Annotated in this window: 11 protein-coding genes; 4 read left to right on the forward strand and 7 right to left on the reverse strand. The window is 37.5% G+C overall.

The annotated features are described in order from the left end of the window. The first annotated feature begins 7 nt into the window (after nucleotides 1-7). Nucleotides 8-1,612 (forward strand): pyruvate dehydrogenase complex dihydrolipoamide acetyltransferase, encoded by a 1,605-nt coding sequence (locus I7X29_RS01185; protein WP_198472528.1) that lies wholly within the window; start codon nucleotides 8-10, stop codon nucleotides 1,610-1,612. 77 nt (nucleotides 1,613-1,689) lie between these two features. Here I7X29_RS01185 and lipA read toward each other — a convergent pair whose 3' ends face one another. Further along, nucleotides 1,690-2,580 carry a lipoyl synthase gene (gene lipA / locus I7X29_RS01190; protein WP_009412125.1) on the reverse strand — a complete coding sequence of 297 codons (891 nt, stop codon included), beginning with the start codon at nucleotides 2,578-2,580 and terminating at the stop codon, nucleotides 1,690-1,692. 124 nt (nucleotides 2,581-2,704) lie between these two features. Further along, nucleotides 2,705-3,421: a DNA repair protein RecO gene (gene recO / locus I7X29_RS01195; protein ID WP_198472529.1), complete on the reverse strand. Its 717-nt coding sequence runs from the start codon at nucleotides 3,419-3,421 to the stop codon at nucleotides 2,705-2,707. A 68-nt stretch (nucleotides 3,422-3,489) separates the two neighbouring features. Here recO and I7X29_RS01200 point away from each other — a divergent pair, with 68 nt between their 5' ends. Continuing rightward, nucleotides 3,490-3,954, forward strand: a complete 465-nt coding sequence (locus I7X29_RS01200; RefSeq protein WP_198472530.1) for an energy transducer TonB — start codon at nucleotides 3,490-3,492, stop codon at nucleotides 3,952-3,954. Between the two features lie 6 nt (nucleotides 3,955-3,960). Here I7X29_RS01200 and I7X29_RS01205 read toward each other — a convergent pair whose 3' ends face one another. Continuing rightward, nucleotides 3,961-6,153, reverse strand: a complete 2,193-nt coding sequence (locus I7X29_RS01205; RefSeq protein WP_198472531.1) for an FUSC family protein — start codon at nucleotides 6,151-6,153, stop codon at nucleotides 3,961-3,963. 36 nt (nucleotides 6,154-6,189) lie between these two features. Between I7X29_RS01205 and I7X29_RS01210 the strand changes: the two genes are divergently transcribed. Next, nucleotides 6,190-6,747 carry an L-threonylcarbamoyladenylate synthase gene (locus I7X29_RS01210; RefSeq protein ID WP_198472532.1) on the forward strand — a complete coding sequence of 186 codons (558 nt, stop codon included), beginning with the start codon at nucleotides 6,190-6,192 and terminating at the stop codon, nucleotides 6,745-6,747. 8 nt (nucleotides 6,748-6,755) lie between these two features. Here I7X29_RS01210 and I7X29_RS01215 read toward each other — a convergent pair whose 3' ends face one another. Further along, on the reverse strand, nucleotides 6,756-7,808 hold the full coding sequence (locus tag I7X29_RS01215) for an efflux RND transporter periplasmic adaptor subunit (protein WP_198472533.1): 1,053 nt from the start codon (nucleotides 7,806-7,808) through the stop codon (nucleotides 6,756-6,758). A gap of 91 nt (nucleotides 7,809-7,899) precedes the next feature. Then, entirely contained in the window at nucleotides 7,900-8,697 is a 798-nt protein-coding gene (locus I7X29_RS01220; protein WP_009412119.1) for an SAM hydrolase/SAM-dependent halogenase family protein, read from the reverse strand. 163 nt (nucleotides 8,698-8,860) lie between these two features. Between I7X29_RS01220 and I7X29_RS01225 the strand changes: the two genes are divergently transcribed. Then, the gene (locus I7X29_RS01225; protein ID WP_002681210.1) at nucleotides 8,861-10,516 is read left to right on the forward strand and encodes a ribonucleoside-diphosphate reductase subunit alpha; all 1,656 of its coding nucleotides are present in this window, start codon (nucleotides 8,861-8,863) and stop codon (nucleotides 10,514-10,516) included. Between the two features lie 58 nt (nucleotides 10,517-10,574). Here the strand turns inward: I7X29_RS01225 and I7X29_RS01230 are convergent, their stop codons facing one another. Together I7X29_RS01230 and I7X29_RS01235 are read right to left on the reverse strand one after the other, a co-directional pair. After that, nucleotides 10,575-12,995: a glycoside hydrolase family 95 protein gene (locus I7X29_RS01230; protein ID WP_198466427.1), complete on the reverse strand. Its 2,421-nt coding sequence runs from the start codon at nucleotides 12,993-12,995 to the stop codon at nucleotides 10,575-10,577. An 18-nt stretch (nucleotides 12,996-13,013) separates the two neighbouring features. Further along, nucleotides 13,014-13,994, reverse strand: coding sequence for a hypothetical protein (locus I7X29_RS01235; protein WP_009412117.1), 981 nt, complete (start codon nucleotides 13,992-13,994; stop codon nucleotides 13,014-13,016). Nucleotides 13,995-14,069: the final 75 nt, after the last annotated feature.

Here is a 14,069-nt window from a genome sequence, read left to right on the forward strand (position 1 = left end):
AACATAAATGGCAGAAATTATTACTATGCCACGCCTGAGCGACACTATGGAAGAAGGTGTTGTTGCAAAGTGGCTTAAAAAAGTAGGCGATAAAGTAAACGAAGGCGACATTTTAGCTGAAATTGAGACTGATAAAGCTACAATGGAATTTGAATCATTTCACTCAGGTACCTTATTATATATAGGGTTACAAGAAGGTGAAGGAGCCAAAGTAGATACACTTTTGGCAATCATAGGTAAAGAAGGTGAAGATATCTCAGCACTTATTGGAGGTGGAGCTCCTGCAGCAGCTCCTAAAGCTGAAGAAGCAAAACCAGTTGCTGAGGTAACTAATACTCCCACTGCAGGTGTTGCTATGCCTGCAGGTGTAGAAGTGGTAACAATGCCTCGACTCAGTGATACAATGACAGAAGGTACTGTAGCTTCTTGGCTTAAAAAAGTAGGAGATACAGTAAAAGAAGGCGATATTTTAGCTGAAATTGAAACTGATAAAGCTACAATGGAGTTTGAATCATTTTATTCAGGTACTTTATTGTATATAGGTTTAAAAGAAGGAGAAAGTGCTTCAGTGGATTCATTGTTGGCTATTATAGGCCCTGCAGGTACTGATGTGAATGCAGTATTAGCTGCATTACAAGGTGGGGGTAGTGCTCCAGCAGCAGCTCCTAAATCCGAAAGCAAACCTACTGAAACAGTAGCTCCAGCTGCTGCTCCAGTAGCTAATGCTAACGACCGTGTGTTTGCTTCACCTTTGGCTAAGAAAATTGCTCAAGATAAAGGTATTAACCTTACTGAAGTAAAAGGAAGTGGAGAAAATGGACGTATTGTTAAGAAAGATGTAGAAAACTTTACTCCAAGTGCTAAAGCGGCAGCAGCTCCTGCTACAGCTTCAGCAAATCCAGCTATCCCAACAGTAATTCCTGTAGGTGTAGAAGTAACTGAGGAAGTGAAGAACTCACAAATGCGTAAAACGATTGCGAAACGTTTGGCAGAGTCTAAATTCACTGCACCTCACTACTATTTGGCAATAGAAATTGATATGGATAACGCGATGGAATCTCGTGCTCAAATCAACAATTTACCAGACACCAAAATATCTTTCAACGATATGGTAGTGAAAGCCTGCGCAATGGCACTTAAAAAACACCCTCAAGTAAATACTTCTTGGAAAGGCGATACAACCCTTTACAACAAGCACGTGAATGTAGGGGTGGCTGTGGCTATTGAAGATGGCTTGGTAGTACCTGTTATCAAGTTTACGGATACTTTAACGCTTACTCAAATAGGTGCTTTGGTAAAAGACTTGGCTGGTAAGGCACGCAACAAAAAATTGACTCCTGCCGAAATGGAAGGTAGCACATTCACTGTGTCTAACTTAGGTATGTTTGGTGTAGATGTATTTACTTCTATTATCAATCAACCTAACTCTGCTATTCTTTCAGTAGGTGCAATTGTTGAGAAGCCTGTAGTGAAAAACGGACAAATAGTAGTAGGTCACACTATGCAAGTAACCCTTGCTTGTGACCACCGTACTATTGATGGTGCTACAGGTGCTCAATTTTTACAAACTCTCAAAACATACATTGAGAACCCTGTAACAATGCTCGCATAGGAGAATATGTTATTATTATAAACAAAAGGCTGTCCTTTCAATGGGGCAGCCTTTTTTGTTTGTATCATTACCTATTATTATAATAAGTGTTTATGAGCACGGTAGGACGAGCGAACTAATGCTCCACTCTCTATGTGGCGGAATCCTAATTCTAAGCCTATTTCTTTGTATTTAGCAAATTGTTCAGGAGTTATAAATCGTTTCACAGGTAAGTGTTTTTTAGAGGGTTGCAAATATTGACCTATAGTTACAATATCTACTTTAGCTTCTTTTAAGTCATGAAGGGTTTCTATCACTTCTTCTTCTTTTTCTCCTAACCCTAACATAATTCCTGATTTGGTACGATTAGCGCCATTTTCTTTTAAATAGCGCAATACTCCTAAACTGCGGTCGTACTTAGCTTGAATGCGTACCTCACGCGTTAATCGGCGTACAGTTTCCATATTGTGAGAGATAATTTCAGGTGCAGCATCTAAAATGCGGTTTAAATTACGTTCTACTCCTTGAAAATCAGGGATGAGGGTTTCCATAGTAGTATTAGGATTCATACGGCGTACTGCTCTTACGGTTTCTGCCCAAATGATGCTTCCCATATCTTTTAAATCATCGCGGTCTACTGAAGTGAGTACGGCGTGCTTGATATTCATCAACTTGATAGAGCGTGCTACTTTTTCAGGTTCTTCCCAGTCTAAACTTTCAGGACGTCCAGTTTTTACACCACAAAATCCACAAGAACGAGTACAAATATTTCCTAAAATCATAAAGGTAGCGGTACCTTCTCCCCAGCATTCTCCCATATTAGGGCAACTACCTGAAGTACAGATAGTGTGAAGATTATAGCGATCTACCACGCTTCTCAATTCGGTGTATTTTTTTCCAGTAGGGAGCTTTACGCGTATCCATTCAGGTTTTTTGGTAAAAGTTACTTCAGTTTCTATATTATTGATAGCAAGCGATTCTGCATTCATTGTTTTAATCTTTAAACTAAAAATTTTCCAAAAGTACTACTTTTTTACAAACTGACAATTTTTTAGTGATACAAACTTTTTATACTCTATTGTAAAGATCTATAAATCAACGCAGATAAGAATTTTAAAAAAGTACTTGTAATACTTCTAATGATTTTATTTTCTTAAAATTAGGAAAGTGCCATTCGTAGTATTTTAGCAATAGATACAATAAGGCATTGCGTTCGTTTTTGTTAGTTCTAATTTGATTTAGAGTTGGATAATCTGTTTCTAAAAGTGTTTTGAACAAGGAAAGAGCATTTCCTGAAATAACTGCTGTATTATTTTCAGTAGTTGTAAAATGGCCTTCTTCTAAACTGAAAAAAGGAAGGTATGAATCGCTATCATCGGGGTAAAAACCAAGATATTTGCTGAGGTCAAGCAAGAATTTTAAATGAAAATTAGCCGAAAAATTATTGCGGTCTAAATAGATGAGTTTTTCTTCTAAGTAGTTAAAAAGTTCTATATCAGGAGCTTCGGAGGTACATATATGAGCACATACTTCAGAGAGGAATAAGCTTACAGTACTCTTGTATATATCGGTGTGAAGAGTGAGATAAGGGGTAGTTACTTTTGCTTCTTTGATATGCCCTAAGGAACCATTACTCTTATGAGTAGCAACGAGCTCTAAGAGAGTAAAAGGTTGAAAAAGTGCTATGGTTTGGCTGTTCTTTTTAGCAGAAAGTATACCTTGCTGTAGATAACTACGTGTGCCAAGTGTTTTAGTAAAACACTTTACAATGAGACTGTTATCACTGTATTTTAAGTTTGATATTACAATAGCTTCAACTTTTTCGTACATATATTCTCCTTTATGATTGTATAATTCTTGGCATATTCCTTGTTCATAGTTTTAAAAAATGTTTTACTATGAGAATCTTTATATGTTTATGTTGTTGTTTTTTGAGTCTTAAAAATTATGCTCAATTAAAAGATAAAATATCTAATAATATTATAGTTGATCCTTCTGTTTTTGAAGTATCTGAAAAGGCAGCTTGTAACTATCCATTGATTACTCGAAAAGTTAGATTTATGGAATGTAAAGCTGTTCCTGAATCTGAAGAAGATAAGTGTTTTAATGAATACTATAACAGGCATTTGCAATCGGTAGTACATCTTGAAAGACCTTTTGAGGATGCTGGAGAAGCTGTTATTCAATTTTGTGTAAACACTGATGGATCTGTGAAGGTACTTAATTGTATAGGTACTACTGAATATGCTCGTAAAGAGATTATTCTTGCAGTTCAAAAACTTCCTAAGTTTATACCAGCTCAACACAGAGGCAGACCAATACCTTCTTATTTTCAATCTCGTATTATCTTTAAATTCCGTTAATAATTATCAATTGTTAATTGTTTTTATACTTTGTTCTAAGTTTTTTGCTAATCCAAATAAATAATTAAACTGCTCTCCATAGAATTGTATCTCACGCCTTGAAATTGGTAAAGAATTATTTGTATTTTGAGAGGTATCCATAATTTCTTTAATTGCTTGATTGAATTTCTCAATAGGTGTTTTATAATCGGTTTGAACAGTAGCCATAGGTTCAACAAGTAACGTCAAACAGTGTTGCAAGGCTGCTATAAGACTCTCAATTGCCTCGTTGAATACCGCTTTAGGGAAGGTTACTTTCTTGCTGTTCAACCTAATGCCAAACGAAGCCACAGAGGCTAAGAAGGCTTGCTGTATCACGATAATCCCGTATACTGATGGATTTTTGTACTGCATAAACTTTGGCTCTTGTAACATTCGTTGGAAGGTGGTATTTAGGTTTGAAAGTGCCAACACAGCTTCTTTGCGCGATACTTTATAGGCAGTGGTAATCCCTTCTCCGGTATTAAAAATCTCTTTTACTCGCTGTAAGTAACCAATATTAGCTTTTACTGATTTGGTAACCGCTTCTCTATAAGTATTGTGTTCCCACGTAGGCAAAATGAGATAATTACCTGCAAACGATAGTCCAACCCCTATAACGGTATCCAATAGGCGGTCATAAATAAGGCTATAAACATTAGGTGTAATCAGTGCAAAAATAAATATCGCACTGATAGTGATGAATATAGAGGCGTACATATAGTTCTCTTGAATCAACCCAAAAGCAATAGGCATACACAAAATAGCGACATAGAGGTACAAGCTAGGGTAGGGTAGTAGGTAAATCACTGCAAACGAGGCAACCCCACCAATCATAGTGCCATAAACTCTGCTGAGTGAGCGCTCTTGGGTAATCCCAAAGCCAGGACGCATAATAATGAAAATGGTAAGGATAATCCAGTAGGCATTGTTGATAGGGAATATATCACCTATGAGGTAACCCAAAAATACCACTATAGATAGGCGCATTGCGTGCCTAAAAAAGGTAGATTTTAAAGATATATGGTCTTTGAGCCGTCGCCACGAGTAGTTTTGGTAACTCACAAACTTGCGATAAGTACTCTCATCGCGTACCCCTGCATCGTTGCTATAATAGTTCTCAAAAATATGTCGGATATTTTCAATAGAATGATACTGACTTTCTATATAGATATAAAAATTTCGCAACAGCAAAGCACGTTCTTTATCTTCTTCCGATACTTCCGAAAGCGCTTTCAAGGCTTCGTTTTTCTCTTTGGTTTGTGCTAATAAGTCTTTTAAACAGTTGTCTAATTGTATCTTCTTGCGCGACCCAATGTATTCCGACATTTGTTGCAACTGCCTCGATAGCTCTTTGAGGAAATCTACATAAGTTTGTAAATATTCGCGATGCTCGGCAAAAGCCTTGTCTACTTTCTCATATTGTACAGGATTGGCTAAAGCTAACTCGAAGATATCCACCAGCTCTATAAACATCAAAAATTGGCGTTGCAGATAATCGGTTTTACCCGATTTGCTCCGTGAATCAAGTACGGCTTCACGGAGCTTTTCATATTTTTCGTTGAGGCTTGTTTGCAGGTTGATGAGCTTTTTGAGTCCCTCGCTTCTGTCTTTGGCGATGAGTAAATCAGCTCTTACCGAAAAATACTCTGCCGTAAGAGCAAAGCACTTCCCTAAAAGCTGTTCACTGTACAAACGCGGACGTATTTTTAGGAATATATACACTAATACACTGTACCACAAACCTCCTAATAACACACAACCACTGTACAAAACAATACCCCACCCTGTTTGCAAGTGGGCTAAAGTAGAGGCTATCTCAAATAATCCCGCGAAAGCTACCATTGTAGCGCGATGTCCGTATAACGAAATATAAGCGTTCCCGAAGGTGAGTAGAAATATGGTAGGCAGTAATAAGTATTCGTAAGGAGCCGTGAGATTTATTAAAACACAACTGAGAATCGCTAATAGCGTTGCTATCAAAAGACCTCCGTAAAGGTGTTTTTGATTCCCTGGAATATCGCTGGGCGAAATCGCAATCACACTCAAAGCTATAGGTATGCCAATATCCATTAGGTCAAAGCAATAGCCCAACCCTAAGGGAATAAGCACCGCAATGGTTTTGAGGCACCCTTTGAAGAAAGAAAAACTTTTAAAGAATGATATGATGGAGGTATACATTTTTTACATATATTTGCGGGCAAAATTACAAAACTAATGGCAAATAACCATCTGATAACTGAAATATTAAAGGCAGGAAAGGTAATTCTATACCCCACCGATACCGTTTGGGGCTTAGGGTGCGATGCTACAAATCCTGAAGCGGTAGCTAAGATTTTCCAAATAAAACAACGCAGTGAGAGTAAAAGCCTCATCATTTTAGTGAGTGATACAGTGATGTTACAGCACTATGTAACAGATATACCTCCTGAGGTGCTTACCTATCTTCAAACCTTGCAAGAGCCTACCACTATTATTTATAGTCACCCTTTGCATTTGGCTAAGAATGTGATAGCTGCTGATAATACAGTAGCCATTAGGGTCGTGCAAGATACCTTCTGCCAACAGATGATTGCCGATTTTGGCAAACCCATAGTCTCTACCTCTGCTAATATCAGTGGAGAGCCAACACCTTTGTATTACCAACTCATTAATCCCCAAATTATTGCGCAATGTGATTATGTAGTACCTTACCGTCAAGACGATACCCAAATAAAAAATCCCTCACGCCTGATTAGGTTTGATACAGACGGAGAGATTCAAATATTAAGATAAATAGTAAGTTACTCTACTATTTTCACAGGTGTTCCGTTATCTATATTAATTTGTCCACTGGTAATCACTTCTTCACCAACAGTAAGTCCGCTGATGATTTCTACCTTATCGCCAAAGTTACGACCACTTTTCACGTTTACCATTTCAGCTTTGTTGTTTACAATTTTGAAAATTTTGTTTTGGCTAATACTACCCACGAAAGCAGAATGAGGTACCACAAGAGCTGTAACCTCATCATTACCACTGCCAAACTGTGCAGTCGCATACATTCCCGCTTTTAGCTTTTTATCTTTGTTAGCTACTAATATTTCTACAGGAAATTTGAGAGCACTGTTAGATTTGGGAGCAATAAAAGTAATTTTTCCCTCTACTAATTCAGAAGAAGTGCTGGGTTTAATTTTAACAACATCCCCCACTTTTAGTTCTCCTACTTGATTTTCGTCTACCGTAATTTTCAATTTCAGATTGTCAATATTTACCACGTTGAAGAGGGTTTGTCCTGCTGCTACAAGCGTTCCTTCTTCTACTTCTTTGCTGGTTACAATCCCGTTGATTTTACTGCGGATTGCAGTATCTCCTGAGGCAATAGCAGCTGAGTTGTAATTAGCTTGAGCATTTTTGAGTTGCAAGCGCGCTTGCTCTAATTGTTGAGCAGTAACACCTCCCGTTTGGAAAGCACTTTCAAAGCGTTTCAAGTCCGATTTTGCTGTTTCGAGTGCTGCTTTAGCGTTGTCTAACTGCACATTAGTTCTGTCAGCTTTTGTTTGTGCCAATACTTGTCCTGCTCTCACAAAATCACCCTCTTTTACATAAATTTTTATGACTTGTCCTCCTACTTCTGAAGATACATTCAGGTCTTGTTCCGCTACAAAAGTACCGTTAGCCGTAAAAAGGTCGGCTACTTTTTCTTCTGTTACTTTGGCAGCACGTACGGCTACTTGGGCTTCTTTTTGGGCAACGATAGCCACTTCTTCAGCATTCTTTTGCTTGTTAGAATATAGGCGGAAAGCCATTAATCCCATAAGGGCTACTATTACAACTATAGTAATTACTTTTTTCATTTTTCTTACAATAATATATTAAGTGTTCTAAATCGGGGGCAAAGGTACGATAAAAAACTTAATAAACAAAAAAAGTTTCCAAAAATATTTTTTATTTGAATTGAACAATTACTCTATCAAGGCAATTGATACCTAATAAAGAAGATGCTCCTCCTACTGAACGAGTATCGCTTTTGTAAATACTACATTGTAGAAAATTCAATTCGTTGAAGAGAATCATCATATTGCCATCATCGTTCATTTCGCTGTAGCTGTTGTATACTTTTTTAAAAGAATACAAGTTGAATATAACTTCAAATTTGCGTCCTTTTCTTGTTTCCTCAAAAAGAGAACGCGAAATATTACTCACAGCATTACCATAATGATCTATATAGATAATTATTCCGTGAATGAAAGCTTCATCGGTAGATACTTCTGGCCTGAAATATGATACAGGATTACACTTTTCAATAGGAGTACCTATTTGGTTAAGAGGAGTGTTTTTGCAAATTTGTTCGGCTATTGAAGTAAAACTATAAAGTGTAGAAAAAAGAGGGGTAGGAGGTTGGGTATTAAACTCATACAATGCTACATTAGTATAATTTTCAGAAAGGAGGTGGAAAATGCCATTATCAGCACCTATAAAGTAATGCCCGTTGAGTGACATTAATAGGTGTTTTTTTGAAACAGAACGTTCAGTATCTACCCCTATGATGTGAATACTGCCCTCAGGGAAGTGTATGTAACTATTTTGGAGGATATAAAAAGTTTCTAAGATGTTGAAAGGAGAGATGAAATGAGAAATATCTACAATAGTGGCATCAGGGCACTTGCTGTAGAGAGCGCCCTTCACAGCAGCAACTGAATAATCGTGCAATCCAAAATCGGTGGTAAGAGTGATTATTTTCATATTTGTGAGAATGAGACTGCAAAGGTATAGCATTCAATTGAAATACCCAACTCAAAATCACTGATTTTTATGGATTGTTGAAAACTTTGTTAATAACTTATTCGTTAGAGGGTGTGAAAATCGAATAGAAAGCCGTTACTTTGCAGCCCGAAAATAAAAAGTTATGAACGAAGAAAAAGATATTTGGTGGCTCAACGAAGAGTCTGAACAAATCCTCAATAGAGGCTATTTATTAAAAGGTGAGAGTGTGGAGGGAGCAATAGATCGTATCACACGCGCCGCTGCACAACGTTTGTACAAACCTGAATTACAACCAGCTTTTAAAGAGATGATCACCAAAGGTTGGATTAGTTTCTCATCTCCTATTTGGGCAAATATGGGTACTGAGCGCGGCTTACCTATTTCGTGTTTCAATGTGCACGTGCCTGATAGCATTGAGGGAATTACTCACAAACTCGGCGAGGTGATTATGCAAACCAAAATAGGAGGGGGGACTTCTGGTTATTTTGGTGAATTGCGCAGTCGCGGTTCGGCAGTTACCGATAATGGTAAATCAAGCGGAGCAGTGAGTTTTATGAAATTGTTCGACTCGGCTATGGATGTGGTGTCACAAGGAGGGGTAAGACGCGGTGCTTTTGCGGCTTATCTCGATATCGACCACCCCGATGCTGAAGAGTTTTTGCAGATTAAAGATGTAGAGTTCCCTATTCAAAACCTTTTCTTCGGGATTTGCGTACCTGATTATTGGATGCAGGAGATGATAGATGGAGATGTAGAAAAACGCCGTTTGTGGGCTCGGGTATTAGAATCTCGCCAACAAAAAGGTTTGCCTTATATTATCTTTACAGATAATGCTAATCGCAATCGCCCTCAGGTGTACAAAGATAAAGATATGATTATCCGCTCAAGTAATTTGTGTAGTGAGATTATGCTGCCTTCAAGTGAAGATGAATCATTTATCTGTTGTCTTTCATCAATGAACTTAGAACTTTTTGATGAGTGGAAAGATACTAAAGCAGTGAAATTGGCAGTTTTCTTCTTAGACGCTGTACTTTCAGAATTTATAGAGAAAACAAAAGGGAATTACTATTTGCAGGCAGCGCGCAACTTTGCTATTCGCCACCGTGCTTTAGGCTTAGGAGTATTAGGTTATCACTCATATTTGCAACGCAATATGATACCTTTTGAAAGTTTTGAAGCTACTCAATTCAATGCGCGTGCTTTTAAATATATTCGTGAGGAAGCAGAAAAAGCAACTAAAGAATTGGCGCATATTTACGGAGAACCTGAAGTGCTAAAAGGTTATGGCAGACGTAATACCACTACTATGGCAATTGCTCCTACCACTTCTAGTTCGGCTATTTTAGGGCAAGTTTCCCCTGGTATTGAACCTTATTCAAGTAATTACTATAAGGTAGGTCTTTCCAAAGGAAACTTTATGCGCAAAAACAAATACCTCACTCAACTGTTAGAAGAAAAAGGACTTAACAACGAGGATGTATGGCGTTCCATTCGTTTGAATAATGGTTCGGTACAACACTTGCAAGAACTTACACAACAAGAGAAGAATGTGTTTAAAACTTTTAAAGAAATATCTCCTATGGAAATTATATCGCAGGCTGCACAACGCCAAGCGTATATAGATCAAACACAGAGTTTGAACTTAAATATTCCATCGGTGATGCCTATCAAAGATGTGAATAAAGTGATGATAGAAGCGTGGAAGTTAGGAGTAAAAAGCTTGTACTACCAACGCAGTCAATCAGTAGCTAAAGAGATGATAATGAACTTTGTGAACTGTAGTAGTTGCGAAGCATAACATATTAATTTGTTTGCAAAAAAGGTTGTATAGCGGATTGCTGTACAGCCTTTTTGCTTTATAGAATACTATAAGTAGCTCCTTTTTCAGTAGGGAAACTTACTACTTGTGATTTCTTTTTAGAGGGGATTAATAAAGTTTGTTTGTAGTAAATGCTTTTACCTGCAGGAAGTAAAACACTGCAATCAGCGCCATAGAGAGAGGTGATAGTAGCTGTTTTTAAGCGGTGTTTTTTCCAATTAAAACTCACTTCAAAACCATTGCGAGCTTTCATTCCTTCCACAGTACCTTTTTCCCAATCGGGGTGGGACGGGAGTGCTGGCAAAAAGCGAATGGTATAATTCTTTCCGTGACTTTGCAAAAGCATCTCAGCAATACCCGCTGCTCCTCCTAAATTGCCATCTATTTGAAAAGGAGGGTGAGCACAAAAGAGATTAGGGTAAGTACCTCCATTTTGTCCGCTGGTACTATTGGGATCTACAGGATGTAACAATTGTCGTAATAACACTAGAGCGTGATTGCCGTCCTGTAATCGCGCCCAGAAATTTATCTTCCACGCACGTGACCAACCAGTACCTCCATCTCCTCGCATTTTGAGTGTTTTTTTAGCAGCTTTAGCTAAAGCTGGTGTATCCCAAGGGGTAATCTCGTCGTAAGGGTATAGTCCATAGAGATGTGATACGTGGCGATGTTGGGGTTCAGCGTCTTTCCAATCATCTAACCATTCGTTGAGGTCTCCTTTTCTACCGATGCGATTAGGGACAGTATGTGTTATTATTTCTTGCCATTGAGAGTAAAGATCACTATCAACACCTAATATTTTGGCAGCTTGTAGAGTGTTACTAAAGAGTTCTCGCACTATTTGCATATCCATAGTAGGGGCAATACAAGTGTTACCTATTTGCTTTTTGCTATCTTTTAGCTGGGGCATTATATAGGCATTTTCGGGTGAGTTAGAGGGAGCTGTTACCCAGTAGCCTGTTTTAGAATCTTTGATTAACAAACTTTGGAAAAAATCGGCTGCTTCTTTTAGTACGGGATAATATTCTTTTAAAAAATCAGTGTTGAGGGTGTAGAGGTAATGTTGCCAGATGTACTCACATAGCCATGCACCTCCGGTAAGTGTAGATCCCCATTCAGCCGATTCACCTGGGGAGGTGTAAAACCAAGGGTTGCTAATCACGTGTGCCACCCAGCCCTTAGCATCGTAATAAGCTTTTGCAGTTTTGCGTCCGTTAGCAACTAAGTTTTTAGTAAACTGATGTAAAGGTGTTGTGAGTTCAGAAAGATTTGTGCTTTCAGCTAACCAATAGTTCATTTGTAGATTGATATTCAAATGGTAATCGCCATTCCAAGGGGTTTGGTACTCTTCAGCCCATAAGCCTTGTAAATTAGCGGGTAAGAGACCTTCACGAGAGGAAGAGATGAGTAAATATCTACCAAAATTGTAATACAATATAGGTAGTAAAGCATCTTTTTTACCTTTGTAAAATCGCTGTAATCGCTCAAAAGTGCTAAAGGAGCTTGTGTCAGTATTAGCATCACTATACCAGCGATTACGATTAAAAAGTACTTGATAAGCCTTTTGGCTTTCTATAATAGCATTATCAAAAGGAATGGTTGTTTTTTGTAGATAATTATTAGCTTTTTGTAGTACATCATCTTGTGTAAGCCCTCCTTTAGTAAAATCATAATTGGTTGCAGCACTTATTTTAAATACTATTTCTTTGGCTTTTTGTACAGAGGTAGCAGAGACTGTATTTTGAAGATTTCCATCTGTTTGAATATCTATTACTGAAGCAAATTGCATTCCTTGTATATCATTATTAGGGAGGGCACCTGAGAGTATGATTTTATTTGATTTATAAGATGTTGTAGCATTCTCTTTGCGATGTAGAGAAATATCCATATCTAAGGGCTGAGAAGCTGTAATTCTTATCCAGATAAGGTCATTTTTAAAATCAGCAAAAGCAATTTGTTGAATATGGTTATCACCCCGTTTGAATGAAGTAAAAGCAGTAGCTTGGTCTAAACGAAGAATGCGTTGATAGTTTTTTATAGGGAGGTTAGTTTTCCAATCTAATTGTAACTCGCCTAATATTTGGTAACAACCATAGTTGCCATTTGCCCCATTACCGTTACAAGAACCTTTTCCTTTAGCGATAAAGTGTTTTTGCAAAAGGGATTGAGCTTCTAAATTTTTACCGTCTAATAGCAATTGTTGTATGGTTTTTAGATGTATATGAGCATCAGGAGCATCAGCATCCTGTGTTCCTCCAGACCAGAGTGAGATTTCATTGAGTACAATTCTATCAGTATCAGTTTTGCCAAAAAGCATAGCTCCTAAGCGCCCGTTGCCAATAGGTAAACTTTCGGTAAAATGTTTAGCAGGTTCGTGAAACACTACTGAAACATCTTGAGGTTGTGCATAAAGAAATAATCCAATTAGTAATGATATAAAGAAACTAATAGTTTTCATAATTTATAAAAGGTTGTATTATTTCAGAAGTAAATCGGTAGTACCTACTTGGTTGAGTTTATCGTCGTAAACAGTTACTTTATAAGTACCTTTTTCAAACTCTTTACCTACTTTGGCAATAAAGTCACAAATATCTACACTTTTGTTGTCGTAAATAAAGTGAGTAGCAGTGCTATAGTTCACACTTTCTGATCCAGAAGAGAAACTCTCATTGCTACCTAAAATAGTTCCAGAGGGTGAATTTACTTGTATGTAGAAGTATCTTGATCCCGATTTAGCAATTTTATTAGCACCTACAGTAAAGCATATTTTCAGTTTATCGGCAGCTCTACCTCTATCAGTAGTTTTGTTTTTAGAGCCTTTCACTGCTTCAGCAATGAGTTTGCCAATTTGCAAAGCAGACCCTGTTTCCACTACCTTTTTAAGTTGATTAGTTTGACGAGCGAGAGAGTCTACTTTAGCACTTGCTAAATCTAATTTCACGCTTACACTATCCAAATCTTTTTTGATAGCCGAGTTCACACGCATTAAAGAGTCATTCTTTCTTATCAAAAGGTCGCGTTCTTTAGCTAAAGTGAAAGCTTGATTTTTGAAGCGAGCTAAAGAAGAGATACTCACTTTCATATTTTGTAAAGAGTCGATGTATTGGTCAATTTTATTGCGCGCTTGCAATAAATCTTCTTTTACATCTTTGTTTTCAATTACAACTTTGTCGTAGCTATCTCTCAGTAATTTTAAATCACTCATCACTTGTTTTTTTTGTGAGGTGAGCTCATTTTCAGTAATTTGTCTATCTTTATTGAGAGAATAGGTGTAATATCCTAAACCACCAGTTGCAATAGCCAATATAGCGATGAGTATTTTTGATAAAACACCGCCTCCTTTAGGCTTGTCGTCATCAGGGAGTCCATAAGCAGGAAGAGATTGATCGCTTCCTCTTTCAGCTAAACTGTTGTTAGCTTGTTCTAAAAAAAGGGGTTTGTCGTAGTTATTGCTCATAAGTCACTTTTTAAAATCTTGCAAATGTAGTAATAAAAATGTATATAATGCAAATTTTTTACATTTTTTTATTCA

The organism is Capnocytophaga periodontitidis, assembly GCF_016126015.1.
GTDB lineage: Bacteria > Bacteroidota > Bacteroidia > Flavobacteriales > Flavobacteriaceae > Capnocytophaga > Capnocytophaga periodontitidis.